Origin of the sequence: Streptomyces sp. NPDC048644, from assembly GCF_043199105.1 — a bacterium.
In the GTDB taxonomy this organism is placed as follows: Bacteria; Actinomycetota; Actinomycetes; order Streptomycetales; family Streptomycetaceae; genus Streptomyces.
Genome location: NZ_JBICVO010000001.1, coordinates 428,336 through 453,194, shown reverse-complemented (window position 1 = coordinate 453,194; position 24,859 = coordinate 428,336). Strand labels below are relative to the sequence as shown.

Here is a 24,859-nt window from a genome sequence, read left to right as displayed (position 1 = left end):
CGCACCACCTTCCGGTGAGCTTGCAGAAATTTACCGCAAGCTCTTTCTGTTTCCTTGCGGCGCTGTTACGTTCCTGACCGCCATCTCAGGCAATTCCCAAAGGAGTTCACATGCGGCGTGGCATACGTGGCGGCACCGCCGCCGCGCTGATAGCGGGCCTGGCCCTGACGGCGACGGCATGCGGCGGCGGGGACGGTGGCACGAACGGCGCGGGCGGCGAGATCGCGGGCACCGTCACCTTCTGGGACACCTCCAACGACGCGGAGAAGGCGACGTACGAGAAGCTCGCCGAGAGCTTCGAGAAGCAGCACCCCAAGGTCCACGTCACCTACGTCAACGTGCCCTTCGGGGACGCCAACGCCAAGTTCAAGAACGCCGCGGGCGGCAACGCCGGCGCCCCCGACGTGATGCGCACAGAGGTCGCCTGGGTCGCCGACTTCGCCCACCTCGGCTACCTCGCCCCGCTCGACGGCACCCCCGCCCTCGACAAGACCTCCGACTACCTCCCGCAGGCACTCGGCTCCACCAAGTACCGGGGCAAGACCTACGCCGTGCCCCAAGTCATCGACACCCTCGGCCTCTTCTACAACAAGAAGCTCCTCAAGAAGGCCGGTGTCGAGGTCCCCAAGACCTTCGCGGAACTCGCCGACACCGCCGGGAAGATCAAGAAGAAGACCGGCGCCACCGCCCTCTACCTCCGCGGCGACGACCCCTACTGGTTCCTGCCCTACCTCTACGGCGAGGGCGGCGACCTGGTCAGCGCCAAGGACAGGGCCGTGCGGATCGACGACGCCGCCGGCGTCCGGGCCTTTCGCACCATCAAGAAACTGGTCGACTCCAAGGCCGCCGTCACCGACGCCACCGACGGCCAGGAGAACCAGCTCAAGGCACTCAAGGACGGCGACGTCGCGATGGCCGTCGACGGCCCCTGGGACATCGAAGGCGCCCGCGCGGGAGGGGCGTTCCAGGACAAGGAGAACCTCGGCGTCGCCCCGGTACCCGGCGGCTCCGCGGACCGGGGCTCCCCGCAGGGCGGCTGGAACCTCTCCGTCTACGCCGGATCGAAGAACCTCGCCGCCTCCTACGCCTTCGCCACGTACATGAGCTCGGCCGACGTCCAGCAGCGGACCACCGCCAAGCTCAGCCTGCTCCCGACCCGCAAATCCGTCTACGCCCTGCCGGACGTCAGGAAGAACGAGATGGTCAGGTTCTTCAAGCCCGCCGTCGACGGCGCCGTCCAGCGCCCCTGGATCGCCGAGGGCAACTCGCTCTTCGAGCCGGTCAAGGTGCAGATGAACAAGGTGCTCAGCGGCGCCGCCTCGCCCGAGCAGGCCGCCAGGGCGACCGGCGACGCCTACCGGAAGCTGCTCAAGGACTACAAGTGACCTCCGCCGCACGGCTGCGCCGGGCCCTGGGCACCCACTGGTACGCCTGGACGATGACCGCCCCGGTCGTCCTCGTCATCGGGGTGATCATCGGCTACCCGCTGGTGCGCGGCGCCTTCCTCTCCCTCACCGACGCCGACGAGGCCAACGTCGCACGGGACATCGGCGTCAACCACATCCCCGCGACGTACCACTTCACCGGCCTGGACAACTACCGAGCGGTGCTCACCGACGGCGTCTTCTGGGGCCGCCTGGGCTGGACCGCCACCTGGACCGTCGCCTGCGTCACCCTGACCTTCACCATCGGCCTGGCCCTCGCGAGCCTGCTGAACCGCACCCTGCGGGGCCGCACCTTCTACCGCCTGGCCCTGATCCTGCCCTGGGCCATCCCCGCCTTCATCTCCGTCTTCACCTGGCGGATGCTCTACAACGAGAAGAACGGCCTGCTCAACAAGGTCCTCGCCGGCGGCGGCATCGACACTGTCCCGTGGCTCAACGACCCTTCCTGGGCGAAGCTTTCGGTCATCGCCGTCAACGTCTGGCTCGGCGTCCCCTTCATGCTCGTCGCCCTGCTCGGCGGCCTCCAGTCCATCCCCGGCGAACTCCACGAAGCCGCCGAGACGGACGGCGCGAGCCCCTGGCAGCGCTTCGTGCACATCACCGTCCCCGGACTGCGCGCCGTCAGCAGCACCGTGATCCTGCTCTCCACCATCTGGACCTTCAACATGTTCCCGGTGATCTTCCTGCTCACCCGGGGCGGCCCCGGAGACGCCACCGAGATCCTGGTGACCTACGCCTACCGGCTCTCCTTCGTCGACAGCCCCCGCGACTTCTCCGCCTCCGCGACCTGGGGCGTCCTGATCCTGCTGCTGCTCTCGCTGGCCGCCGTCGTCCACCGCAGGGCGCTGCGCAAGCAAGGAGAGGAGTGGTGACCATGACGTCGACCACGACCCGCACACCCCGGACGGGCACCCAGGGCACCGCGGACGCCCCGGGCCCCCGCGGGCCGCGCCGCGCCGCCCGCCGCCGGGGCCACCGCGGCCCACTGGCCTCCGTGGCGCTCCACCTCACCCTGCTGACCGCGGCGGTCATCGCGGTCTTCCCGCCGTTCTGGCTCCTGGTGACGTCCTTCAAACCCCGCAACGACGCCTTCTCCACGGGCCTGATCACCCGCTTCACCCTCGGCAACTACACCCACGTACTGGCCGACACGGAGTTCCTCACCTGGTTCGGGAACTCGGTGGTCGTCGTCGGCGCGACCACCGTCATCGGCGTCCTGCTCTCCGCCACCACCGGCTACGCCGTCAGCCGCTTCCGCTTCCCCGGCATGCGCCCGCTGATGTGGCTGCTGCTGATCACCCAGATGTTCCCGGTCGCGGTGCTGATCGTGCCGCTCTACAACCTGATGGCCACCCTCGGCCTGCTCAACCAGCCCGTCGGCCTGATCGTCACGTACCTCACCATCGCCGTCCCGTTCTGCGCCTGGATGATGAAGGGCTACTTCGACACCATCCCCGTGGAGATCGACGAATCGGGCCGGGTCGACGGACTCAACCCCTTCGGCACCTTCTGGCGCCTGGTCCTCCCGCTCGCCCGCCCCGGCCTCGCCGTCACCGGCTTCTACACCTTCGTCACCGCCTGGGCCGAAGTCGCCTACGCCTCCGCCTTCATGACCGGCGAGCAGCACCTCACCCTCGCCGGCGGCCTCCAGACCTTCGTCAACCAGTACACCAACGACTGGGGCTCGATGACCGCCGCCGCCGTGATCATCGCGGTGCCCGCCGCCCTCGTCTTCGCCCTCGCCCAACGCCACCTCGTATCCGGCCTGACCGCCGGCACGACCAAGGGATGACATGACCCAGGACACCCACGGCCCCCAGCGCGCCGCCGCCCGCACCGACTGGTGGCGCGACGCGGTCATCTACCAGGTCTACCCGCGCAGCTTCGCCGACGGCGACGGCGACGGCATGGGCGACCTGCAAGGCGTCAGAAGCCGGCTGCCGTACCTCAGCGACCTGGGTGTGGACGCCGTCTGGCTCAGCCCCTTCTACGCGTCGCCGCAGGCCGACGCCGGGTACGACGTGGCCGACTACCGCGCCATCGACCCGATGTTCGGCACCCTGCACGACGCCGGCGCCCTGCTCCGCGGCGCCCACGAGCTGGGCCTGCGCGTCATCGTCGACGTCGTCCCCAACCACTGCTCCGACCAGCACGCGTGGTTTCAGCAGGCCCTGCGGGAAGGCCCGGGATCGCCGCTGCGCCGGCGGTTCCACTTCCGTGCCGGGCGCGGTGCCCACGGTGAACTGCCGCCCAACGACTGGGAGTCGATCTTCGGAGGGCCCGCCTGGACCCGGCTCCCCGGCCCAGGCGAGGAGTGGTACCTGCACCTCTTCGCGCCCGAACAGCCCGACTTCAACTGGGACCACCCCGCCGTCCAGGACGAGTTCCGCTCCATCCTGCGCTTCTGGCTCGACCTCGGGGCCGACGGCTTCCGGGTGGACGTCGCGCACGGCCTCGTCAAGGCGCCAGGACTGCCGGACATGGGCAGCACGGGCCAGCTCAGGCTCCTCGGCAACCACCTGCTGCCGTTCTTCGACCAGGACGGCGTCCACGAGATCTACCGCTCCTGGCGCACCGTGCTCGACGAGTACTCGGGCGACCGGATCGCGGTCGCCGAAGCCTGGACCCACACCCCCGGACGCACCGCCCGCTACGTCCGCCCCGGCGAACTCCACCAGGCGTTCAACTTCCTTTACCTGACCACAGGTTGGGACGCCGACGCGCTCCGCGAGGTCATCGACTCCTCCCTCGACGCGATGCGCCCGGTCGGCGCCCCCGCCACCTGGGTGCTGTCCAACCACGACGTCGTCCGCCACCGCACCCGCCTCGGCGGCGGCCTGGCGCGGGCCCGCGCGGCGACCCTCCTGATGCTCGCCCTGCCCGGCTCCGCCTACCTCTACCAGGGCGAGGAGCTGGGCCTGCCCGAGGTCACCGACCTGCCCGACGAGGCGCGCCAGGACCCGTCGTTCTTCCGGGAGTCAGGGCAGGACGGCCTGCGCGACGGCTGCCGCGTCCCGCTGCCCTGGACCGCCGCAGGCCCCTCGTACGGCTTCGGCGCCGGCGGCAGCTGGCTCCCGCAGCCACCCGAGTGGGCCGCCCTCGGCGTCGAGGCGCAGACCGGCGACCCGGACTCCACCCTGGAGCTGTACCGCGCGGCGCTCGCCCTGCGCCGCAGTCACCCCGGGCTCGGCGCGGGCGACGCCGTCGACTGGCTGGCCGCGCCCGAAGGCGTCCTCGCCTTCCGCCGCCCCGGGGGCCTGGTCTGCACCGTCAACACCACCAACGCACCGGCCCGCCTCCCGGCACCCGGCCGCGCCCTCCTGTCATCGGGTGAAATACCCTCCCACGACGGCGAGTTCATCCTGCCGCCCGACACCACCGTCTGGTGGGAGGCGTGAGCGTACCCGCGGCCCGCGGCACCCCGCGGCTGTCCGACATCGCCGGGCAGGCCCACGTCAGCGAGGCCACCGCGAGCCGGGTGCTGAACGGCAGGGCGGGGGTCGCGGCGGGCACCAGGCAGCGGGTGCTCGCCGCCCTCGACGTCCTCGGCTACGAACGCCCCACCCGGCTGCGGCGGCGCAGCGCGGGCCTCGTCGGCCTGGTCGTCCCGGAGCTGACCAACCCGATCTTCCCCGCCTTCGCGCAGCTCATCGAGCAGTCCCTGGCGGGCCACGGCTACACACCGGTGCTCTGCACCCAGCTGCCGGGCGGGACGACCGAGGACGAACTCGTCGAGCAGCTGGAGGAGCGCGGCGTCACCGGCATCGTGTTCCTCTCCGGGCTGCACGCCGACACCGGCGCCGACCCGGACCGCTACACCCGCCTGGCCCACCGCGGCGTGCCGTTCGTCCTGATCAACGGCTACCGCCCGGACATCGATGCGCCGTTCGTCTCACCCGACGACCGCGCCGCCGCCCACATCGCCGTACGGCACCTGGCCGAACTGGGCCACGAACGGATCGGTCTCGCCGTCGGCCCGGCCCGCTATGTCCCCTCGCGCCGCAAGGCCGAGGGGTTCGCGGCGGCGACGGCCCAGGTGTTCGGCCTGCCGGCCGCCGCGGCCCAACAGCGGGTGCGGCACACCCTGTTCAGTGTCGAGGGCGGTCACGCGGCGGCCGACGCCCTGCTGGACGACGGGTGCACGGGCCTGGTCTGCGGCAGCGACCTGATGGCGCTCGGCGCGGTCCGCGCGGCCCGCGGGCGCGGTCTGGCGGTGCCGCGCGACGTGTCCGTCGTCGGCTTCGACGACTCCCAGCTGATCGCCTTCACCGACCCGCCGCTGACCACCGTCCGCCAGCCCGTCCAGGCGATGGCGACGGCCGCGGTCGGCGCCCTCGTCGAGGCGATCCGCGGCAACCCCGTCGCGCACACCGAGTTCGTCTTCCCGCCGGAGCTGGTGGTGCGGGGCTCGACGGGACCTGCGCCGGCGGGGGACTGAGCGAAAGGGCGGCCGTCCCCCGCCCTCAGACCGCTTCGGGCAGCGCCATCAAGCGGCTGATCAGGTCCGCGAACATCCCGTCCGGCGGCTCGTCCGCCAGGAAGCGGCGGACCACCGCAGCGGTCTCCGGGTCGTACGCGGCGCTCACCGACGCGAGCGCCGCGAAGTCGTGCACCAGCTGGCGCTCCAGCTCGGGACGCGGGATCCGCCGCCCGTCCAGCCACAACAGCGCCGTCGTCTCGGCCAGCGAGATCCAGGAACGCACCACCAACGCCAGCCGCGGCGCGGGCGACGCGACACGCAGGTGGGCGAGCACCTGCTCGTAGGCGGCCTGCCGTACGCCCTCGATCATCGCGCCGGTGCGGCCCGAACCGATCGCCGGGCCGCCCCGCATCAGCGCCGAGAAACCGGGTCCGTGCTCGTCGACGAAGTCGAAGAACCGCTCCATCACCCGCAGCAGCCGGGCGCCGAGCGGACCTTCGTGCGGCTCCACGAACCGCGCCGTCAACTCGTCGGCCGCCCGCCGCAACGCGGCCTCGTAGAGCTGCTGTTTGCCCGGGAAGTAGTGGTACACCAGCGGTCGCGATATCCCGGCCGCCTCGGCGATCTCGTCGATCGACACGTCCTCGGGCGAACGGTGGCCGAACTGGTCGAGGGCGACGGCGATCAGCTGCTCGCGCCGTTCCTCGACACCCATCCTGCGGCGCGCCCCGGTCGTCATGCCGCACACCCTAACGACCCGGGGCACACCGGGGGATCACAGGTCCAGCACGAGAGACGCACCCCGCGCCCGGGACACGCAGATCAGCAGCGAATCGTCGCGCTCGGCGTCGGTCAGCAGCTCGTCGCGGTGGTCCACCTCGCCCGCCAGCACCCGCTGCTGGCAGGTCCCGCAGAAACCCTGCTCGCAGGAGTACGGCAGATCGGGCAGCGCCTGCTCGCGGATCGCCCGCAGCGCACTGGTGTCCGCGGGCACGTCGACCGTACGGCCGGTGCGCCGCAGCTCCACGGAGAACGGCGCGTTCACCCCGGCCGGGGCGAGGGGAGCGGGCGCGAACCGCTCGGTGTGCAGGGTCAGTCCCGGCGACCCTTGGGGAAGCAGCGCGGCCACCGCGTCCATCAGCGGATCGGGCCCGCAGCAGTACACGGCGGCGTGCGGCGGCGCGTCCGCGAGTGCCGCCGCCAGATCAGGCCGCCCCGCCTCGTCCTCGGCCACCACCGTCAGCCGCCCGTCGCCCGCCCCCGCCAGCTTCTCCAGCTCGGCGATGAACGGCATCGAGGCACGCGAACGCCCCGCGTACACCAGCCGCCACGGCACCCCCTCCGCCTCCGCCTGCCGCACCATCGGCAGCACCGGGGTGATGCCGATGCCGCCCGCGAGGAAGAGATAGGCGTGGCAGTCCTCCAGCGGGAAGCGGTTGCGCGGGCCGCGCACCTCCACCTCCCTCCCCTCGTGCAACTGCTCGTGCACCTCGCGCGAGCCGCCCCTGCCGTCCTCGATCAGCCGCGCCGCGATGGTGTACGCACCGCCGTCCTGACGCCCCGCTTCGGCCGGCTCCCCGCACAGCGAGTACTGCCGCACGGTGCCGGACGGCAGCACCAGATCGATGTGCGCGCCCGGCTCCCAGCCCGGCAGCCGCTCCCCGGCCAGCCGCAGCACCACCACCCCGTCGGCCGCCTCGCTCCGCTCGGCGACCCGCAGCCGCAGCGGCGCGGCGGGCCCACGGGCCTGCCCCCGGCCCGAAACCGGCTGCTCCAGCGCGGGCATCGGCCACAGCGGCGACCGGCCGATCCGGCTGCGCAGCGCCCGGCGGGTGAGCAGGGCGGCGCCGGCCACCATCAGCACGGTGCGCATACGCGGCAGTGCGGGCATGTCAGAAGCCTCCGGGGGCAGTGGCGTCGGCCGCGGTCGCGGCGGGGGACCGGTCGAGGTAGGCGGCGGCCTGCTCGGTGCTGCCGTACTTCGACGGGTGGTACGTCCGGCTCAGGTACTGCGGGATGGACCGCAGCATGCCGCCAGGCGTCGGCAGTACGCCCTGCCGGCCGCCGCGCAGGAAGTCCCCTGCCGAGGCCCTGCGGCCGGGCAGCGAAGGGTCGTTGGCGACGAAGAAGCGGGTGCCGCGCTGCCACAGGAACACCAGCGCGGCGAAGGCGGTGGCCCAGGTGCGCAGCCGCCGCCGGTAGTCGCCGTCGAGGTGCTGGAAGAGGTCGAAGGCCACCGAGCGGTGCTCGACCTCCTCGGCGCCGTGCCAGCGCAGCAGGTCCAGCATCACCGGGTCGGCGCCCCTGGCGTCCAGCGCGTCGGCGTTGAGCACCCAGTCGCCGAGGAACGCCGTGTAGTGCTCGATCGCGGCGATCATCGCGATGCGTTCCTTCAGCCACCACACGCGCGCCCGGCCAGGCGGCAGCGTCCGGTCGCCGAGCAGCTTCTCGAAGAGCCAGTCGACCTGCGCGGTGTACGGCTCCGGATCCAGGCCCTGCGCCCGCAGGTGGGGCAGGACGTCGTCGTGCGCCTGGGAGTGCATCGCCTCCTGCCCGATGAAGCCGATCACGTCCTCGCGCAGCCGCGGATCCCGGACGAGGGGCAGCGCCTGCTTGTAGACGTGCACGAACCAGCGCTCCCCGGCGGGCAGCAGCAGATGCAGCACGTTGATCGTGTGGGCGCTGGCCGGGTCGCCCGGTATCCAGTGCAGGGGGGTGTCCGCCCAGTCGAACGTGACGTTGCGGGCCTTCAACGGGATGCGCTCGGACGCGACCGGCCCCGGCCGCGGCGACGTCTTATTAGACATGGCGTCAATGTACTGGGAGGTAAGTCGGAGGCAACAGCCCCGTGCACACGGAAAATTCCGCCGGACACACGACGACGGCGCGGGGCCGCCCCCGCGCCGTCGGCAAGCACCGGAAAGCCGCCGCCGAGGCCGTCAGCCCAGCCCCGAGATGCTGCCGCCGCCGACCAGCCGGCCCGACAACTCCGCGCGGGCGCCCGGCCGCGCGGGCAGCGCCATCAGCCGCCCCGCCACCCGGCCCCGCACCCCGCCGCTCGCGGCGATCGAGCCGACCTGGTCACTGCCGGCCGCCAGCAGCCACCACGTGCCGCCGCCGCCCTTCCACAACACCCCGGCCAGCACCCGAGGACCGCGCGGCCCGCACGCCGTACCGCCGTCGGCCGCCGCCGTCACCGCGCCCGCCGTATACGGCTGCCCGCCCGTCGCGGGCGGCTGGAACACCGCGAGGGCCCGGCTGCCGGTACCGCGCCAGGTCTCGGCGCGGGCGCACAGCCACGCCGCGCTGCCCGCGCCGCCCGGCAGCACCTGCCGGGCGAACGGCCAGGCGTTCACGCTCTGCACACCCTGCCCGCGCAGCGCGGGCAGCCGGCACGCGGTCCGCGCCCACGCCGTGCGCCCCTGGGGGCCGTCGACCTCGCCCGGCGTGCGCGGAGCGCCGTACGTCAGCCGGGCCGGGGTCAGCTCGCCGAGATCGGTCAGCAGCCGGCCGCCCGTCCGCAGCGCGGGCCACCGGTCGCACGTGGCGTCCCCGCCCGGCGCCGGCGCGGGACCGGTCACGCCCTGCGCGTCGACGGGCAGCCGCTCACCGGCGGCGCCCGGCTTCAGTAGATCCACCAGCCGCACAGGACCCGCCCAAGGGGCCGTCAGATAGCGGACGTTGCGGTCCGTGCGGCCCACCACCAGAGCCCCCGCCGACGCCGCCTGCGCGCCGTCCGTCCTGGCGAAGTCCAGCGCGGCGCCCGCCCCTTCGGTACGGCCATCGCCGTCCGCCGACTCGGCGTACCGCACCACCCGCTGCCCTTCGAGGAAGAGCACCACGGCGGCATGGTCGACGGTCCCCGCGAACAGCAGCTGCGGCGGCCCCGCCGCGGGCCCGGCCGGCGTGCCCGGCGTCGCGGACACCGCCACCCCGGCGCCCGGCCTGGCCCACACCGCCAGTGCCCGGCGCAGCAGCTCCCGGTCCCCGGTGCGGTCACCGCGGGCCGGCCAGGCGCCGAAGTCCTGCCGCGCCGCGGTCTTCCAGGCCGTCGCGTCCACCGCCGTCAACCGGCCGGGATCCAGCGCCGCCTGCGCCGCGGCGTTCTGCGCGTACGGCGGGGCCGCCGCGCCGTCCGGACCCCAGCCCTCGCCCGGCAGCCCCAGCAGCGCCCCGCACACCACCACGGCGGCGCCCGCCGCCAGCAGCGCGCGGACGTGCTGCCGCCGCCTGATCAGGTCCGTGGGCCTGGCCTGCACCGCACACGCGTCGAACGCCGCCGACGCCAGCAGCGCGCCGTCCCGGCCGGCCGCCGGGAGGCCGACCCGCTCCGCCTCGTCCAGCGCCGCGTCCGGGTCGGACACCCCCGCGGCCTCCAGGACCGCGTGGATCTCCGGGTCCGTCAGCCGGTCGAGACCGCGCAGCACGAACGCCGCGCGCCCCGGCCCGGAAAGCTCCGACAGGGCCTGTTCCAGGGCGAGTTCACCGCAGCCGCCGGAGCGCGGGAACAGCCGCAGCCCCCACACCTGGGGCAGCAGCGGCGGTGGCGCGGGGAGCCGGCGGCGGGTGCGCCCGGCGGCCAGGGCGCCGCGCAGCACCCGCTGCCGGAGGAAGGCGTAGCCGGGATCGGACCCGGCGTCCGCGCCGCCGCGCAGCCCGGGGGTGCGACCGAGGGTGGCGGTGCGGCGGCGCGGCAGGGCCCGCTGCACGACCGCGTGGGCGGCCGGCACCCGCCGGCCGCGGCCCGGCCCCGACGGCAGCACGAGATAGGCCAGCCGCACCAGCCGCGGATAGTGCTCGACCAGGGCGGCTTCGGCCTGGTCGACGTCCATGGCCTCGCCGGTGCCGTCGGCGCCGGGGGAGCCGCCGGCCCGATCGGGGAAGGTGCGGTCCTGACGGGGGAATGTCGCCTGCTGTTCCACGTTCGGTGAAACGAGTGAATCCTGTGCGGGTCACCCGCGGGTCACCCGCGGGTCACCCGCGGGTCACCCGCGGGGCGCACCGGGCACGGCGGGTGACGCGGCTCACATCTCCAGGTCGAACTCGCCGTCACGGGCGCCCAGGACGAACGCGTCCCACTCCGCCTTCGTGTACCGCAGCACCACATCGGGCTCCGTGGAATTGCGCATGGCGACCGCCCCGCGCTCCAGGAACGCGACCTCCACCGCTTCCACGGCGTCACCCGGCGCGCGCTGCCAGGTGGCATCGGAGATGTCGAGGGCGTAGAGCCACTCCTTCTCGGCTGCGGTACTCATCGGTCCGTCCCCTCACTGGTGTTCCGTCCGGGCCAGCCTACGCCGGAGGTCAGGTCACCCTCCAGCGGCGAAACCCGGCCGACGCGCGCTCCCCCGTACCGGAGTTGGCGGCGGACAGGTGCAGCCCGGTGTCCTGTTTCCCGGCCGCCCCGGGGACGGTGACGGTGTCGTACGGGGCGGAGCGGGCGGGCCGTCCGGTGCCGGGCGCGGTCGGTTCGGGGTGGCCGGCGGCCCCGCCCAGCGCGGCCCGGACACCGGCCGCTCCGGCGGAACCCAGCAGTACGCGTCTGGACGGATGGCTCATGCGGCCCCCCACTGCTCGGCCGGTGACAGCCCGGCGGATGTGTCGGCAGGAACAACGGATCCGTGCGGGGGCACGGTAGCGGCCGGCCGGCGCCGCTCCAAGGGGGCGGGACGCGGCCGGCGGGGGACCGGGGGAGCGGTCCCGGGGCCCGGAGCGTGGCCATCCGGGGTGCGGCAGACCAGAGTTCCGCCGACCCTCACCCGTTCGCTCCCTGGGCTTCACGCGCCCGGACGGCGGGCGCGGGGACAGTCTGCCGCGTAGGGCACCACAGGCCGTCGGACCGCGTGCGCACCCCGGGAGCACACGGCCCGCCCCGTCGCTCGTCGTCGCGTCATGCCGTCCCGGGGCGCGTCCCCCGGCCGTTCCAGGGCGTTCCACGGTGTCCCGGGAGCGTCCCAGGAGTGTTCCGCGGCCGTTCCCCGACCGTTCCGCACCCCTCCCGACACCGCTACCGGGCCATGTCCCCTTCGTCCCGGGCCCGTTCGTCCCCCGTTCCGCACCCGTTCCGGGACCGTTCCACCTCCCCGTTCCCGTACCGGTCCCCATCCCACCCGGCCCCGTCCCGCGCCGCTCCGCCGCACGTGCGTCCGTTCCGCCCGCTCCGCCCGCTGCGTTCGCTCCGCCGCCGGCTCCCGCCCGTCGGCCCCGCAGCCTCCCGACTCCCCATGGAGGGCCCTCATGAGCACAGCATCGACCGCTTCCGCCGCCAGGACCGCCGCCACCGGGCAGGCGGCCCGCACCGCCGCACCCGAACCCGGCCAGGCACCCGCGTACACCACCGCCATCGCCGCCACGGACGAGCAGATCCGTGCCGCGCAACGGCTGCGCCACCAGGTCTTCGGCGAGGAACTGGGCGCCACCCTGCACTCCCCGCTCGCCGGCCACGACGTCGACACCCTCGACGCACTGGCCGACCACCTCGTGGTCACCCACACCGCCACCGGCGAGGTCGTCGGCACCTACCGGCTGCTGCCGCCTGGCCGCAGCCCGCGGCTCTACTCCGACGGCGAGTTCGACCTGACCGCCCTGGACCCGCTGCGCCCCGCCCTCATCGAAGCCGGCCGCTCCTGCGTCCACCCGGGACACCGGGACGGCGCGGTGATCCAGCAGATGTGGGCCGCGCTGGCCCGCTACACGCTGCTCTCCGGCCACCGCTACCTCGCGGGCTGCGCCTCGGTGCCGCTCGCCGACGGCGGCACCGCAGCCGCCCACGCCTGGGCACTGGCCGCCACCCGCTACGCGGCGCCGCCCGCCATGCGGGTCACCCCGCACCGGCCGTGGCAGCCCACCGTGGCGCTCCCCGGGCGGCCGAGCCTTACGCAGCTGCCGCCGCTGCTGCGCGGCTATCTGCGGATCGGCGCCCGGATCCATGGCGCGCCCGCCCACGACCCGGAGTTCGGCGTCGCCGACTTCTTCGTCGTCCTGGACATGGAACAGCTCGGCGACCGCTACCGCCGCTACTTCCTGGGGCGGGCGTGAGGGGCCCCTGGGACGTGGTGTCCGACTGCGCGGCACCCTGCGCGCGGCACGCCCTGCCGCGCGTGCCCGCCGCCGAAGTGGCCTGGCGCTGCGCCGCGTTCGCCCGTACGGTGCGCCGCGCGCTGGCGGACGGCGGACGGCCGGATGCGCAGGACGGGCGGCGCGGCCACGCCCGTGCGCTGCTGGCGGCCCTGGACATCCGCCTGGACTTCCGCCCGGACGCGCACCAGGCCGACGCGGCGCCGGCCCGCCAGGACGGCGCGGGCGGCCCGCTGCGGGTGCCGTCCGGCGGGCCCGGCTCGCTCATCGTCGCCAACCACATCTCCTGGCTCGACATCCCCGCACTGCTCGCCGTCGAACCGGTGACCCTGCTCGCCAAGCGCGAGGTCGGCGGCTGGCCGGTGGTCGGCGGCCTGGCCCGCGCCGCCGGCACCCACTTCATCGACCGCGGCAGCCCGCGCCAACTCCCCCACGTCGTGGACGAACTGGCCGAGCTGCTGGCGTCGGGCCGCTCGGTCGCCGTCTTCCCGCAGGCCACCACCTGGTGCACCGCGTCCCGTGGAGCCTTCCGGAGCGCCACGTTCCAGGCGGCGGCCGACGCCGGCGCCCCGGTGCGCCCGGTCACCGTCGATTACACCCAGCACGGCGTCGCCAGCACGGTGGCCGCGTTCTGCGGCGCCGACACCTTCGCCGCCTCGCTGCGCCGGGTGATCACCGCCCGCGGCCTGGGCGTGCGGGTCACCGCGCACCCGCCGCTGCTGCCGGGGCCCCCGGGGACCGGGGACCGCAGGGCGCTGGCGGCCCGCGCCCAGGCGCTGGTGCAGGGGACAGCGCTGCCCGGACGCGGGCTGCCGGGGCCGCGGGAGGCCGCCGGCCCCCGGCCGGAGCACCCGGCCGTGCCGAGGGCGACCGCGGCACGGCCGGGTGCTCCGGCCCGGCGGGGGAGCGGACCCGCCGGGCCGCGCACCGTGACCGGCGGGCCGTGACGGCCCGCCCGCCCGGAACGTCAGCTGCTCGGCACGTACTTGTACCCGACGCGCCGCACGGTCACGATCGACGCCCGGTGATCCGTCCCCAACTTGCGGCGCAACCGGGCGATATGGACATCGACCGTACGCCCGTCGCCGACGTGCCCGTACCCCCACACCGTGGTCACCAGCTGATCGCGGGTGTGCACCCGGTGCGGATGGGCCACCAGGTGGGCCAGCAGCTCGAATTCGAGGTAGGTCAGGTCCAGCGGCCGGTCGTGGACCCGCGCCGTCCGCTGCTCGGCGTCGATCCGGACGACCGCGTCACCGAACCGCTCGGCGGGCGCGGCGGTGGTGGCCGGGCCCGCCGCGGGCCGGTCCTGCTGCTGCGCCGACTGCTGGGCCGCGGCGGCCTGTTCGGCGGGTACCAGCACGAGGTAGCCGACCATCGGGGGGTGTCCCGGCAGCGCCGGCAGGCTGTGCTGCGGCGCCGGAAGCCAGGTGGCGCCCGCGTTCAGCAGCTCGGCCACGGGCGGGACCTCGTCGAGTGCCACGGCGCGCAGTCTCTGGCGGGCCGGAGCGGGATGGGCGGGGGGCAGGGTGGCCGTCGCTGAAGTGGCAGGCAGAGTACGGATGTTCGTCATGAGGGTCAGCTCTTTCGCGCAGTGGGGCGTCGGGGGACGTCGTGCGCGCGGGCCGGTGCGGGACGCCGGTCAGCGGCGTCGCGGAGGAGTGTGCGGGCCCGCGCTCAGTGCGCGCGGCAACACAGACGGTCGAAGGCGTGCGCCTGCCGGGACGGCCAGAAGGGCTCCAGGTCGCTGCGACCCGTCGCGGTGTCTGTAAGGCTGGCCATGACTCCATTCAACCAGACGGCCGTTGATATGTCCTTCACATGGTTGCCGGTGTGAGGTGGATCGCCGCCCCGGGGCACGCGCCGCCCCCGTCGGCGCCGTCACCCGTGCCGTACGCCGCGGCGCGGCACACTGGTGCCATGACGACCCCGCGCATCGGACTCCTCGGCACCGGCTTCTGGGCGCAGCGCGTCCACGCCCCCGCACTCGCCGCCCATCCCGGCGTCGAACTCGCCGGTGTCTGGGGCCGCAGGCCGCAGGCGGCGGCGGAACTCGCCGAGGCGTGCGGCACCCGCCCCTTCGCCACCCCCGACGAGCTGATCGCCGCGTGCGACGCCGTCGCGATCGCCCTGCCGCCCGCCGTCCAGGCCCCGCTGGCGGTGCGCGCGGCGCAGGCCGGCTGCCATCTGCTGCTGGACAAGCCGGTCGCCCTCGCGCCGGACGACGCCCGCGCGGTGGCCGAGGCCGCCGAGCTGGCGTCCGTCGCCTCCGTCGTCTTCTTCACCGCGCGCTTCGGCGAGCCCGAGGCGACGTGGATCGACAGCCGGGCGGCGGAAGGCGGATGGTTCACCGCGCACGCCGACTGGCTCGGCTCGGTCTTCGCCGAGGGCAGCGACAGCCCGTACGCCGCCTCCGCCTGGCGGCGCGAGAAGGGCGCCCTGTGGGACGTCGGGCCGCACGCGCTGTCCGTGCTGCTGCCGGTGCTCGGCGACGCGGACGAGGTCGTCGCGGTGCGCGGCCCCGCCGACACCGTGCTGCTGACCCTGCGGCACCGGGGCGGCGCGGCGAGTTCGGCGACCCTGAGCCTGACCGCGCCCGCGGCGGCGGCCGGTGTCGCCGTCACGCTGCGCGGCGCCGCCGGGACCAGCGTGCTGCCGCGCCGCCAGGACGGCCCGCTGCCCGCCTACCACCGCGCCGTCGACGCGCTGCTCGCCGCCGTCCGCACCGGCCGGCCGCACGCCTGCGACGTCCACTTCGGCCGTCGGGTCACGGACCTCCTGGCGCGGGCGGAGGCGGCCCTGGGCTGAGGCCGCGGGCGATGCCTCCGCGGCCCTGCGGGACGACGGGTTCATAGCGTCAAAGGCATGACTACATGGCGGAATTGGTCGTGGATGGCATCAACCGGGCCGTTTTAGCGTGCAGGGGCACCACCCGAGCCGCCGCCCGTCAGGGGCCGCGCCGCGCGAAGGAGTCCCGCCCTGATGAACGCCACCGCCGCCCCTCCGGGCCCCGAAGCCCCCTACGGGGACGTCCTCCTTGCCGCCCTCCGGCGCGACCCCTCCCGTACGGCGCTGATCACCGCCGACGGCACGGAGGTCACCGCGGGCGCGCTGCACGCCACCGTGCACCGCATGGCGGCCGAACTCGCCGCCCGGGGCATCGGCCGCGGCAGCACCGTCTCCCTGCTGAGCGGCAACCGCCCGGAGGTGCTCGCCGCCCGCTACGCGGCCAACCACCTGGGCGCCCGCGTGGTGTTCCTCTACGACGGGATGGCGCCCGATGCCCTGGCCGCCGTCGCGCGAAGCGTGGACACCGCACTGCTGATCGCCGACCCCGACCTGCGCGACACCGCCCGCGCCGTGCTCGCGCGGCTCGGCGGTGACCGTCCCGCCGTCCTCACCCTCGGCCCGGTGGACGACACCGGCTCCGGCGCCACGGAACGGCACGGCGATCCCGAACCGCCCCTGGGCGATGACCTCTTGGCCGCCTGCGCCGCCCGCGCCGGCACCCCGGAGGTGCCGGGCGCCGCCCGCCCCGGGGACGACTGGTGCATCCGGCACACCGGGGGAACGACCGGCATTCCCAAGGGAGTCCGGATGGCCCACGCCCCGTACGCCCGGATGCTCGCCCGTCCCATGGAGGCCGCCGGAGACCCGCCCCGCTTCCTCGCCTGCACCTCGCTCGCGCACCTCGCCGGCATCCTGGCCGACGCCACGCTCACGGCGGGCGGCACCGTCGTACTGCGGCGCGGCTTCGACCCCGGCGAGGTGCTGGCCGCCGTCGCCCGCCACCGCATCACCCACCTGTGGCTGCTGCCCCCGCTCCTGCACCGCCTGCTCGACCACCCCGACCTCGCCACCACCGACCTCACCTCCCTCACCCGCCTCACCTACGGCGGCTGCCCCGCCTCGCCGTCCCGGCTCCGGCAGGCCGCCGAGGTGTTCGGCCCGGTGCTGTACGGGTGGTACGGGCAGTCGGAGGCGATGGCCATCACCGAAGTGGGCCCGGCCGGCCACACCGTCACCGGGCCCGGCGGCCGGGTCACCGTCGGCCGCGCGCTGCCCGGCGTCGAGCTGGCCGTCCGCGACGCGGCGGGCCGCACCCTGGGGCCGGGGGAGCGCGGCGAGGTGCACGTGCGCTCGGTGGGCGTGATGAGCGGCTACTGGAAGCAGCGGGACCGCACCGCCGAAGTGCTCGTGGGCGACGGCTGGTTGCGCACCGGGGACGTCGGGATACTCGACGACGAGGGATGGCTCTTCCTCGTCGACCGCGCCAAGGACGTGATCATCGTCGTCGGCGGCCATGTGCACCCGGGCGAGATCGAGGACCTGCTGCACGCGCACCCGGACGTCGCGCACTGCGCCGTCTACGGGGCGCGCACCGCGGACGAGGGCGAGGAGGTGCACGTCGCGGTGGTCGCCGCCGCGGGGCGCACCGTCGACCCCGAGGAGCTGCGCGAGTTGGTGGTTCACCACAAAGGCGCGATGTACGCACCGGCCGCCGTCCATGTCCACGACTCCTTGCCCCTGACTCCCGTCGGCAAACCCGACAAGGTCCGGCTGCGGGAGGCCGCCGCGGCCCGTCCCGCGTCCGCCTGAGGTGCTCGGCCACGTTCCCTCATATCCCTGCTGGCCAGGGGCTTTTGTCAGTGGTCGGCCGTAGAATGGGAACCAGTAAGTGAGGGTTCACCACAGCATCAGGAGGTCGCCGATGGCCACTGCCACTCTCATGACGAAACCTCTCCCCACCCACCCGCTGCCCAAGCGTCCGCTGCCGGCCGGCTGGCCGCGCGAACGCTATGAATCCCACAATCGCCGGCTGAAGGCGATGCGTCTGGCCATAGCCCTGCTCGACATCGGCGTCTACCGCCCCGAGCACGCCCACAACCGCAAGATCCGCGCCATCGCCCTGGACATCGGCGTGCACCCGCCGTCCGACACGACCTGCCGTCTGGTGCGCGCCCTGCTCTACGACAACTGCTGATGCGGAAGCGGCTGAAGGGGCACAACAGCTGAAGGGGCAACGGCCGGGCCGCCCGCGGGGGCGCCCGGCCTCCCCGCCGCAGGTCCGCTACGCCCCGTCCGTCCCGTCCCCGGCATCGGGGAACGCGGCCGTCTCCGCCAGTGCCGTCTCCAGCCAGGTGATCCAGAAGGTCTCCAGGCCGATCCCGGCCTGGAGCACCAGCCGCCGCAGCCGGTCATCAGGCGACTCGGCGGCGGCGAAGTCACGGTGCTCGATCGCCGTGTACTCCGCCAACTGCTCCCGGTGCAGCGCGAGATGGCGCCGCAGCTCCTCGTCGAGCCCGTCCCGCCCCACCACCGCCGCCGCCCGCAGCCGCAGCAGCAGCGCGTCCCTGGCCGGCTTGGGATCCTGCCGACCCGACGCCCAGGCGGTCAGCTCGGCGCGGCCCGCCGGCAGCACATCGAACTCCTTCTTCTGCCCGCGGGACGGCTGCGCGGCGGGCAGCGCCCGGATCAGTCCGGCCTGCTCCAGCTTCCCCAGCTCCCGGTAGATCTGCTGATGCGTCGCCGACCAGAAGTAGCCGATCGACCGGTCGAATCTGCGCGTCAGCTCCAGCCCCGACGAGGGCTTTTCCAGCAGGGCGGTGAGGATCGCGTGCGGCAGGGACATGGGGAAATCCTAGGGCGGCCCGCCGGAGGCATCGCGGGCACGCACCCGGCCGCGGCGGCGCCGCTCACAGCACGGCGGCGAGCCGGGTGCCCTGGTCGATGGCGCGCTTCGCGTCCAGCTCGGCCGCGACGTCCGCGCCGCCGATGAGACGGGCCGGGTGCCCGGCGGCGGTGAGCGCGTCGTACAGCTCGCGGCGCGGCTCCTGCCCGGCGCACAGGACGACCGTGTCCACCGCGAGCACCTGCCGCTCGCCGCCGACCGTGACGTGCAGCCCGGCGTCGTCGATGAGGTGGTAGTCGGCGCCCGCGTGCAGGGCGACCCCCCGGTGCCGCAGTTCGGTGCGGTGGATCCAGCCGGTGGTCCTGCCCAGGCCCGCGCCGACCTTGGTGGTCCTGCGCTGGAGCAGGTGGACGGTGCGCGGCGGCGCCGTCCGCCGCGGCGCGGTGAGCCCGCCGCGCGCGCTGTACCCGGTGTCGACGCCCCACTTGCGGAAGAACGCCGCCGGGTCCAGGCTCGCCGCCTCGCCGTCGTCGGTGAGGAACTCCGCGACGTCGAAGCCGATGCCGCCGGCCCCGATGACGGCCACCCGCGCGCCGACCGGGGCGCCGTCCCGCAGCACGTCGAGGTAGCTCAGCACGCTGGGGTGGTCGATGCCGGGGATCTGCGGGCGGCGCGGGGTGACGCCGGTGGCCAGCACGGTCTCGTCGAAGCCGCCGCCGGTCAGGGCGGCGGCGGTGACCGCGGTGCCCAGCCGGACGTCGACCCGCCACCGGTCGAGCTGGTGGCGGAAGTAGCGCAGTGTCTCGTGGAACTCCTCCTTGCCCGGCACCCGGCAGGCGACGGTGAGCTGCCCGCCGATCTGCTCCGCCGCGTCGAACAGCGTGACGTGGTGGCCGCGTTCGGCCGCCGACACCGCGCAGGCGAGACCGGCGGGCCCGGCGCCCACCACCGCGACGCGCTTGCGCAGCCGGGTCGGCGCGAGCACCAGCTCCGTCTCGTGGCAGGCCCGCGGGTTGACCAGGCAGGAGGTGATCTTGCCGCTGAAGGTGTGGTCGAGGCACGCCTGGTTGCAGCCGATGCAGGTGTTGATGGTGTCCGCCGCGCCCCGCCCGGCCTTGGCGACGAAGTCGGGGTCGGCGAGCAGCGGCCTGGCCAGCGCGACCAGGTCGGCGGTGCCGTCCGCGAGCAACTGCTCGGCCACCTCAGGGGTGTTGATGCGGTTGACGGCGACCAGCGGCACCGACACCGCGCCCCGCACCCGCCGCGTCACCCAGGCGTACGCGCCGCGCGGCACCGAGGCGGCGATGGTCGGGATCCGCGCTTCGTGCCAGCCGATGCCGGTGTTGATCAGCGAAGCGCCGGCCGCCTCGATCCGCTGCGCCAGGGTGATCACCTCGGGCAGCGTCGAGCCGCCCGGCATCAGGTCGAGCATGGACAGCCGGTAGACGATGAGGAAATCCGGTCCGAGCCGCTCCCGCACCCGGCGGACGATCTCGACGGGGAAGCGCATCCGGTTCTCGTACGAGCCGCCCCACCGGTCCGTGCGCCGGTTGGTGGCGGCGGCGGTGAACTCGTTGATCAGATAGCCCTCGGAGCCCATGATCTCGACGCCGTCGTACCCGGCGGACCGCGCCAGCTCCGCCGTCCGCACGAAGTCGTCGACGGTCCGCTCGACCTCCTCGTCCGTCAGGGCGTGCGGCGTGAACGGGCTGATCGGCGCCTGGAGCGCGCTCGGCGCGACCAGCCCGGCGTGGTGCGCGTACCGGCCGAAGTGCAGGATCTGCAGGGCGATCCGGCCGCCCTCGCGGTGCACGGCTTCCGTGACGACCCGGTGCCGCTCCGCCTCCTCATCCGTCGTCAGCGCCGCGCCGCCCGGACCGGGCCGCCCCGCGTCGTTGGGCGCGATGCCGCCGGTGACGATCAGCCCGACGCCGCCCCGCACGCGCGCCGCGTAGAACGCGGCCATCCGCGCGAATCCGTCCGGCGCCTCTTCCAGACCGACGTGCATCGATCCCATCAGCACGCGGTTGGGCAGCGTCACGGAGCCCAGGTCGAGCGGGCTCATCAGGTGCGGGTACGGGCTCATCGTCTCTCCTCGCGCGGCGGTGGTCAGGGCAGTTGTAGGGCACAGGACACCGCTTGTGCAACAAGTTGCATAAAAGAGTGACTAACGCGACGTGGCCGGTGGGTGCCCCTGCGGTCACGGCCCCGAAGCCGCCCCCGGGGCTCCGGCCTGCCCGCCGCCCACCGTGTGCCGCGTCACAACCGCGGTTCGCCGCCCGGGGGCGTCAACTCGGTTACTTCTCAGTAGAGTTGTCGAAGATCCGAGGACGACTCGGCACGGCCCGCCCGCCTGCCCGGACGCGTGGCGATGCGCGAAGCCACGTCAGGACACGTGCGACGCGTGCACGGCGGGACGGCACATCCCGGCGCTCCCGGGGCGCGCGGCACGGCGTGAAAAGACGTGGAGAGGACTGCATGAGCACTCTGGAAGCCCTCACGCTCGACCGGATGGTCGACACGGACCGGTACCCCCTGGCGGACCCGCTCGGCGCCGACGGGCAGGCCGTGATCTCCCGGGCCCGGCACGACCTGCGCACCCTCGGCTGCACCGTGCTGACCGACTTCATCCGCCCCGCCCTCGCCGGCCTGCTGCGCGAGGAGTGCGCGGCCCTCGCACCCCGGGCCCACTTCGACGTCGAGACGGTCAACGTCTACAACATCGCGGTGGACCGCGAACTGCCGCCAGGCCACCCCGGACGGCGGACCTTCCGCCGGGGCAACGCCTTCGTCGCCCGCGACCGCATCCCCACCACCACCCTCATCTCCCGCCTCTACTCCCACCCCGCCTTCCAGCGCTTCCTCGCCCACTGCTTCGGACTGCCCCGGCTGCACGAACTGGCCGACCCGCTCTCCGGCCTCGTGCTCAACGTCGTCGAGCCGGGCATGGAACACCCCTGGCACTTCGACACCAACGAGTTCACCGTCAGCATGCTCACCCAAGAGGCCGACGACGGCGGCGACTTCGCGTACTGCCCGCACATCAGGTCGGCCCGGGACGAACGCTTCGACGACGTACGGGACGTCATCGAAGGACGCGGCGGACACCTGGTCCACCGCCTCCCGCTGCGCCCTGGCGACCTCCAGCTCTTCACCGGCCGCTACTCCCTGCACCGCGTCAGCCCGGTACGCGGCGACCGCGCGCGGCACTCCGCGATCTTCGCCTACAGCGAGCGCCCCGGCGTCATCGGCAGCGCGGCCCGCACCCGCCAGCTCTTCGGCCGGGTACTGCCCGCCCACCTGGCGGCCGACGGCCCGGCCGTACGGGGCGACCGGCTGCTGGACTGACGCCGCGCGGTGCGACCGCCGTGGTAACCCAAGAGGACCTGCCAGGACCCAACGCACAGAATCGAGAGCCGAATTGAAGACCCGTCAGGACGTCGCAGCCGATTCGACCTTCGCCCGCGAGGACAGCCTGCCGCGGGTGCCGCTGCCCACGCTGGAGGAGAGCTGCGAGCGGTTCCTCACCTGGTGCCGGCCGCTGCTGACCGCCGACGAGCTGGCCGCGACCGAGGCCGAGGTCGCGGCCTTCCGCCGCCCCGGCGGCCCCGGCGAGACCCTCCAGGCGGCGCTGGCCGCGTACGACACCACGGACGGCGTGCACAGCTGGCTCGACACCTTCTGGCCCTACCGCTACCTGGGCCGCCGCGACCGCATCGCCCTCAACGCCAACTTCTTCTTCCTCTTCCGCGACACCGCCCCGCCGCAGCCGCAGCCGCAGTCACCACCGCCCGCGTCGGCGGCCCTGGACCGGGCGGCGGGACTCATCGCCGGCGCCGTCGACTACAAGTGCCGGCTCGACCGGGAAGCCATCCCCCCGGTGGTGCAGCGCGGCCGTCCGCAGTCGATGGAGCAGAACAAGTTCCTCTTCTCCACCACCAGGATCCCCGGCACCGACCAGGACACCGTCCGCAGCCCCTACACCGAGGCGTGGCCTGGCCCTTCCGACGCCCGGCACATCGTGGTCCTCCACCACGGCCACCTCTTCCGGCTGGACGTCATCGGCCCGGACGGCACGCCGCACAGCCTGGACGACCTCCGTGCCGGGCTGCGCGCCGTCCAGCGGGCCGGATCCGAACCGGCACCCGACGGCACATCGGTGGGCCACCTCACCACCATGGCCCGCGCCGAATGGGCCGCCGCCCGCACCGCACTCCTCGCCTGCCACCCCGGCAACGCCGCCGCTCTCGACACCGTCGAGACCGCACTGTTCTGCGTCTGCCTGGAGGACTTCGCGCCGGCCGGCACCCAGGAGGCGTGCGACGAGCTGCTGTACGGCGACCGCGGCAACCGCTGGTTCGACAAGGCGGTCTCCCTGATCGTCTTCGCCGACGGCCGCGCGGGCATCAACATCGAACACTGCGAACTGGACGGCACCACCGTCCTCAGCTTCGTCGACGCGCTCCTCGGCACCCCGCCCGACGAGCAGTCCCGGCGCTCCGGCGCCCGCACCCAGGGCGCCCCCGAACCGGCGCCCGTCACCTTCACCCTGGACGACGCGCTGCGCGCTCAAGTGCGCACCGCCGCCGAGGCGTTCGCCGCCTACGGCCGGTCCACCGCGACCCGCACCGTCTCCTTCGACGACTTCGGAGCCGACGCGGCCAAGGCCCTCGGCGTCTCCCCCGACGCCTTCGTTCAGCTCGCCTACCAACTCGCCCACCAGCGCGCCAAGGGGCACATCGGCGCCACCTACGAGTCGATCGCCACCCGCCAGTGGCGGCGCGGCAGGACCGAGGCGATGCGGGTGATCACCCCGGAGATCCAGTCGTTCGTGACGGCGATGGAGGACCCGGCGGCGGACCGGGACACCCGTCGCGCCGCGTTCAGGGCCGCCGCCGAGCAGCACGTCACCCGCGCCAAGGAGTGCCAGGCGGGCCAGGCACCCGAGCAGCACCTGTGGGAACTGGAGTTGATCCAGCGCCGCCGCGGCGCCGAACTCGGTGTGGCCGAGCGGCCCGCCCTCTACCGCTCCCCGGGCTGGCTGACCCTGCGCGACGACTACCTCAGCACCAGCTCGGCGCCGTCCGCCCACATCCAGTACTTCGGCTTCGGCTCGACCAGCAGCCGCTGCATCGGCGTCGCCTACGTCCTGCTGCCCGACCGCTTCAACCTCTACCTGAGCACCCCGCTCGCCGTCGCCGACCCGATGCACGCCTTCGCCGGCCACCTCCGCGAAGCCGTCACCGAACTCCGCACCCTCCTGACCACCGACTGACACACGGGTGGGCCGCCGCACATGGCGGCGGCCCGCTACTTCAACAACCGCGACATCCGCCGGTCCGCGAGAATCTTCCCGCCCGTCTGGCACGTAGGGCAGTACTGCATCGACTCGTCACTGAACGACACCTCACGGACCGTGTCCCCGCACACCGGACACGCCTCGCCCGTCCGCCCGTGCACCCGCATCCCACTCCGCTTCTCCGCCTTCAACTCCCGCAGCCCCACCCCGCGCGAGCGCTCCACCGCGTCCGTCAGCGTCGCCCCGACCGCCGCGTGCACCCGCGCCACCTCCCCGTCGGACAGCGTCCCCGCCACCTTGAACGGCGACATCCGGGCCACGTGCAGAATCTCGTCCGCGTACGCGTTCCCGATCCCGGCCAGCACGCTCTGATCGCGCAGCACCCCCTTGATCCGCCGACGCTCGCCCCGCACCATCCCCGCGAACGCCCCCAGGGTGAAGCCCTCACCCAACGGATCGGGCCCCAGCCGCGCCACCCCGGGCACCTCCACCGGATCGGCCACCACATACACGGCGACGTGCTTCCGACTCCCCGCCTCGGTCACGTCGAACCCCGTCCCCGCAGGCTCCACGAGCCGCACCCGCAACGCCAACGGCCCCTTCCCCGGCCGCGGCGGCCCCTCGGGCATCCGCCCGTTCCACCGCACCCACCCCGCCCTCCCCAAATGCACCACCAACGCCAATCCCCCCACCCCAAAAACCAAAAACTTCCCCCGCCGCCCCACCCCATCGACCACCCGCCCCTCCAACGCCCCCACCGCCGGCTCATACGTCTTGAGCGCACTCACCGCCACCGGATACACCCGCTCCACGGTCCGCCCACCCACCTCCTCATCAAGAAACCGAACAAGAGCCTCAACTTCTGGCAATTCGGGCATGGGGTCAGTGTGCATCGGGAGGGCGTGCCCGGATACCGGAAGCGTCCGCCTCCGGTCGTACAACGGGCCGGCCCCGGCCCCTCCACGACGGAGGGACCGGGGCCGGCC

At 74.0% G+C, this 24,859-nt stretch carries 22 protein-coding genes; 12 read left to right on the top strand and 10 right to left on the bottom strand.

Going from position 1 to position 24,859, the window contains the following annotated elements; all coding sequences use genetic code 11:
* Positions 1-110: 110 nt before the first annotated feature.
* The 5 genes from ACGFNI_RS02030 to ACGFNI_RS02010 are packed head-to-tail and all read left to right on the top strand — an operon-like array spanning position 111 to position 5,883.
* Complete coding sequence (locus tag ACGFNI_RS02030; protein WP_393679712.1) at positions 111-1,385, top strand: extracellular solute-binding protein; 1,275 nt, start codon at positions 111-113, stop codon at positions 1,383-1,385.
* Positions 1,382-2,317: a carbohydrate ABC transporter permease gene (locus tag ACGFNI_RS02025; RefSeq protein WP_393679710.1), complete on the top strand. Its 936-nt coding sequence runs from the start codon at positions 1,382-1,384 to the stop codon at positions 2,315-2,317. Before ACGFNI_RS02030 ends, ACGFNI_RS02025 begins: the two co-directional genes overlap by 4 nt.
* 2 nt (positions 2,318-2,319) lie before the next feature.
* Entirely contained in the window at positions 2,320-3,237 is a 918-nt protein-coding gene (locus ACGFNI_RS02020; protein ID WP_393679708.1) for a sugar ABC transporter permease, read from the top strand.
* Position 3,238: 1 nt separating this feature from the next.
* Positions 3,239-4,843, top strand: coding sequence for a glycoside hydrolase family 13 protein (locus tag ACGFNI_RS02015; protein WP_393679706.1), 1,605 nt, complete (start codon positions 3,239-3,241; stop codon positions 4,841-4,843).
* On the top strand, positions 4,840-5,883 hold the full coding sequence (locus ACGFNI_RS02010; RefSeq protein ID WP_393679704.1) for a LacI family DNA-binding transcriptional regulator: 1,044 nt from the start codon (positions 4,840-4,842) through the stop codon (positions 5,881-5,883). Before ACGFNI_RS02015 ends, ACGFNI_RS02010 begins: the two co-directional genes overlap by 4 nt.
* 25 nt (positions 5,884-5,908) lie before the next feature.
* On the opposite strand, the gene ACGFNI_RS02005 is transcribed toward ACGFNI_RS02010, so the two are convergent.
* From ACGFNI_RS02005 to ACGFNI_RS01980, 6 genes are all read right to left on the bottom strand, one after another.
* Positions 5,909-6,604 carry a TetR/AcrR family transcriptional regulator gene (locus tag ACGFNI_RS02005; RefSeq protein WP_393679703.1) on the bottom strand — a complete coding sequence of 232 codons (696 nt, stop codon included), beginning with the start codon at positions 6,602-6,604 and terminating at the stop codon, positions 5,909-5,911.
* A 36-nt stretch (positions 6,605-6,640) separates the two neighbouring features.
* The gene (locus ACGFNI_RS02000) at positions 6,641-7,756 is read right to left on the bottom strand and encodes a PDR/VanB family oxidoreductase (protein ID WP_393679701.1); all 1,116 of its coding nucleotides are present in this window, start codon (positions 7,754-7,756) and stop codon (positions 6,641-6,643) included.
* A 1-nt stretch (position 7,757) separates the two neighbouring features.
* On the bottom strand, positions 7,758-8,672 hold the full coding sequence (locus ACGFNI_RS01995) for a metal-dependent hydrolase (RefSeq protein ID WP_393679699.1): 915 nt from the start codon (positions 8,670-8,672) through the stop codon (positions 7,758-7,760).
* Between the two features lie 132 nt (positions 8,673-8,804).
* Positions 8,805-10,697 carry a hypothetical protein gene (locus tag ACGFNI_RS01990; RefSeq protein WP_393680318.1) on the bottom strand — a complete coding sequence of 631 codons (1,893 nt, stop codon included), beginning with the start codon at positions 10,695-10,697 and terminating at the stop codon, positions 8,805-8,807.
* Positions 10,698-10,889: 192 nt separating this feature from the next.
* Positions 10,890-11,120, bottom strand: a complete 231-nt coding sequence (locus ACGFNI_RS01985; RefSeq protein WP_227048186.1) for a DUF397 domain-containing protein — start codon at positions 11,118-11,120, stop codon at positions 10,890-10,892.
* 49 nt (positions 11,121-11,169) lie between these two features.
* Positions 11,170-11,424 (bottom strand): hypothetical protein, encoded by a 255-nt coding sequence (locus tag ACGFNI_RS01980; RefSeq protein ID WP_393679697.1) that lies wholly within the window; start codon positions 11,422-11,424, stop codon positions 11,170-11,172.
* A 678-nt stretch (positions 11,425-12,102) separates the two neighbouring features.
* Between ACGFNI_RS01980 and ACGFNI_RS01975 the strand changes: the two genes are divergently transcribed.
* Positions 12,103-12,903: a GNAT family N-acetyltransferase gene (locus tag ACGFNI_RS01975; RefSeq protein ID WP_393679695.1), complete on the top strand. Its 801-nt coding sequence runs from the start codon at positions 12,103-12,105 to the stop codon at positions 12,901-12,903.
* Positions 12,900-13,889 carry a lysophospholipid acyltransferase family protein gene (locus ACGFNI_RS01970; protein WP_393679694.1) on the top strand — a complete coding sequence of 330 codons (990 nt, stop codon included), beginning with the start codon at positions 12,900-12,902 and terminating at the stop codon, positions 13,887-13,889. Before ACGFNI_RS01975 ends, ACGFNI_RS01970 begins: the two co-directional genes overlap by 4 nt.
* A gap of 20 nt (positions 13,890-13,909) precedes the next feature.
* Here ACGFNI_RS01970 and ACGFNI_RS01965 read toward each other — a convergent pair whose 3' ends face one another.
* On the bottom strand, positions 13,910-14,515 hold the full coding sequence (locus tag ACGFNI_RS01965) for a winged helix-turn-helix domain-containing protein (RefSeq protein WP_393679692.1): 606 nt from the start codon (positions 14,513-14,515) through the stop codon (positions 13,910-13,912).
* A 347-nt stretch (positions 14,516-14,862) separates the two neighbouring features.
* Here ACGFNI_RS01965 and ACGFNI_RS01960 point away from each other — a divergent pair, with 347 nt between their 5' ends.
* From ACGFNI_RS01960 to ACGFNI_RS01950, 3 genes are all read left to right on the top strand, one after another.
* Positions 14,863-15,750: a Gfo/Idh/MocA family protein gene (locus ACGFNI_RS01960; protein ID WP_393679691.1), complete on the top strand. Its 888-nt coding sequence runs from the start codon at positions 14,863-14,865 to the stop codon at positions 15,748-15,750.
* Between the two features lie 174 nt (positions 15,751-15,924).
* Complete coding sequence (locus ACGFNI_RS01955; protein WP_393679689.1) at positions 15,925-17,541, top strand: AMP-binding protein; 1,617 nt, start codon at positions 15,925-15,927, stop codon at positions 17,539-17,541.
* Between the two features lie 112 nt (positions 17,542-17,653).
* Positions 17,654-17,926 carry a hypothetical protein gene (locus tag ACGFNI_RS01950; protein ID WP_393679688.1) on the top strand — a complete coding sequence of 91 codons (273 nt, stop codon included), beginning with the start codon at positions 17,654-17,656 and terminating at the stop codon, positions 17,924-17,926.
* 87 nt (positions 17,927-18,013) lie between these two features.
* Here ACGFNI_RS01950 and ACGFNI_RS01945 read toward each other — a convergent pair whose 3' ends face one another.
* Positions 18,014-18,574 (bottom strand): PadR family transcriptional regulator, encoded by a 561-nt coding sequence (locus ACGFNI_RS01945; protein WP_393679686.1) that lies wholly within the window; start codon positions 18,572-18,574, stop codon positions 18,014-18,016.
* A 64-nt stretch (positions 18,575-18,638) separates the two neighbouring features.
* The gene (locus ACGFNI_RS01940) at positions 18,639-20,660 is read right to left on the bottom strand and encodes an FAD-dependent oxidoreductase (protein ID WP_393679685.1); all 2,022 of its coding nucleotides are present in this window, start codon (positions 20,658-20,660) and stop codon (positions 18,639-18,641) included.
* Between the two features lie 392 nt (positions 20,661-21,052).
* Between ACGFNI_RS01940 and ACGFNI_RS01935 the strand changes: the two genes are divergently transcribed.
* Both ACGFNI_RS01935 and ACGFNI_RS01930 read left to right on the top strand, forming a co-directional pair.
* On the top strand, positions 21,053-21,922 hold the full coding sequence (locus ACGFNI_RS01935) for an arpA protein (protein WP_393679683.1): 870 nt from the start codon (positions 21,053-21,055) through the stop codon (positions 21,920-21,922).
* 73 nt (positions 21,923-21,995) lie between these two features.
* Complete coding sequence (locus ACGFNI_RS01930; RefSeq protein ID WP_393679681.1) at positions 21,996-23,849, top strand: choline/carnitine O-acyltransferase; 1,854 nt, start codon at positions 21,996-21,998, stop codon at positions 23,847-23,849.
* A 35-nt stretch (positions 23,850-23,884) separates the two neighbouring features.
* On the opposite strand, the gene ACGFNI_RS01925 is transcribed toward ACGFNI_RS01930, so the two are convergent.
* Positions 23,885-24,751, bottom strand: a complete 867-nt coding sequence (locus tag ACGFNI_RS01925; protein ID WP_393679679.1) for an Fpg/Nei family DNA glycosylase — start codon at positions 24,749-24,751, stop codon at positions 23,885-23,887.
* Positions 24,752-24,859: the final 108 nt, after the last annotated feature.

Excerpts from the sequence above, each read along its gene's own strand:
- ACGFNI_RS02030 (WP_393679712.1), top strand. The coding sequence starts at position 111 with ATGCGGCGTGGCATACGTGGCGGCACCGCCGCCGCGCTGATAGCGGGC.
- ACGFNI_RS02020 (WP_393679708.1), top strand. The coding sequence starts at position 2,320 with ATGACGTCGACCACGACCCGCACACCCCGGACGGGCACCCAGGGCACC.
- ACGFNI_RS02015 (WP_393679706.1), top strand. The coding sequence starts at position 3,239 with ATGACCCAGGACACCCACGGCCCCCAGCGCGCCGCCGCCCGCACCGAC.
- ACGFNI_RS02005 (WP_393679703.1), bottom strand. The coding sequence starts at position 6,604 with ATGACGACCGGGGCGCGCCGCAGGATGGGTGTCGAGGAACGGCGCGAG.
- ACGFNI_RS02000 (WP_393679701.1), bottom strand. The coding sequence starts at position 7,756 with ATGCCCGCACTGCCGCGTATGCGCACCGTGCTGATGGTGGCCGGCGCC.
- ACGFNI_RS01995 (WP_393679699.1), bottom strand. The coding sequence starts at position 8,672 with ATGTCTAATAAGACGTCGCCGCGGCCGGGGCCGGTCGCGTCCGAGCGC.
- ACGFNI_RS01990 (WP_393680318.1), bottom strand. The coding sequence starts at position 10,697 with ATGGACGTCGACCAGGCCGAAGCCGCCCTGGTCGAGCACTATCCGCGG.
- ACGFNI_RS01985 (WP_227048186.1), bottom strand. The coding sequence starts at position 11,120 with ATGAGTACCGCAGCCGAGAAGGAGTGGCTCTACGCCCTCGACATCTCC.
- ACGFNI_RS01980 (WP_393679697.1), bottom strand. The coding sequence starts at position 11,424 with ATGAGCCATCCGTCCAGACGCGTACTGCTGGGTTCCGCCGGAGCGGCC.
- ACGFNI_RS01975 (WP_393679695.1), top strand. The coding sequence starts at position 12,103 with ATGAGCACAGCATCGACCGCTTCCGCCGCCAGGACCGCCGCCACCGGG.
- ACGFNI_RS01965 (WP_393679692.1), bottom strand. The coding sequence starts at position 14,515 with ATGACGAACATCCGTACTCTGCCTGCCACTTCAGCGACGGCCACCCTG.
- ACGFNI_RS01960 (WP_393679691.1), top strand. The coding sequence starts at position 14,863 with ATGACGACCCCGCGCATCGGACTCCTCGGCACCGGCTTCTGGGCGCAG.
- ACGFNI_RS01955 (WP_393679689.1), top strand. The coding sequence starts at position 15,925 with ATGAACGCCACCGCCGCCCCTCCGGGCCCCGAAGCCCCCTACGGGGAC.
- ACGFNI_RS01950 (WP_393679688.1), top strand. The coding sequence starts at position 17,654 with ATGGCCACTGCCACTCTCATGACGAAACCTCTCCCCACCCACCCGCTG.
- ACGFNI_RS01945 (WP_393679686.1), bottom strand. The coding sequence starts at position 18,574 with ATGTCCCTGCCGCACGCGATCCTCACCGCCCTGCTGGAAAAGCCCTCG.
- ACGFNI_RS01940 (WP_393679685.1), bottom strand. The coding sequence starts at position 20,660 with ATGAGCCCGTACCCGCACCTGATGAGCCCGCTCGACCTGGGCTCCGTG.
- ACGFNI_RS01935 (WP_393679683.1), top strand. The coding sequence starts at position 21,053 with ATGAGCACTCTGGAAGCCCTCACGCTCGACCGGATGGTCGACACGGAC.
- ACGFNI_RS01925 (WP_393679679.1), bottom strand. The coding sequence starts at position 24,751 with ATGCCCGAATTGCCAGAAGTTGAGGCTCTTGTTCGGTTTCTTGATGAG.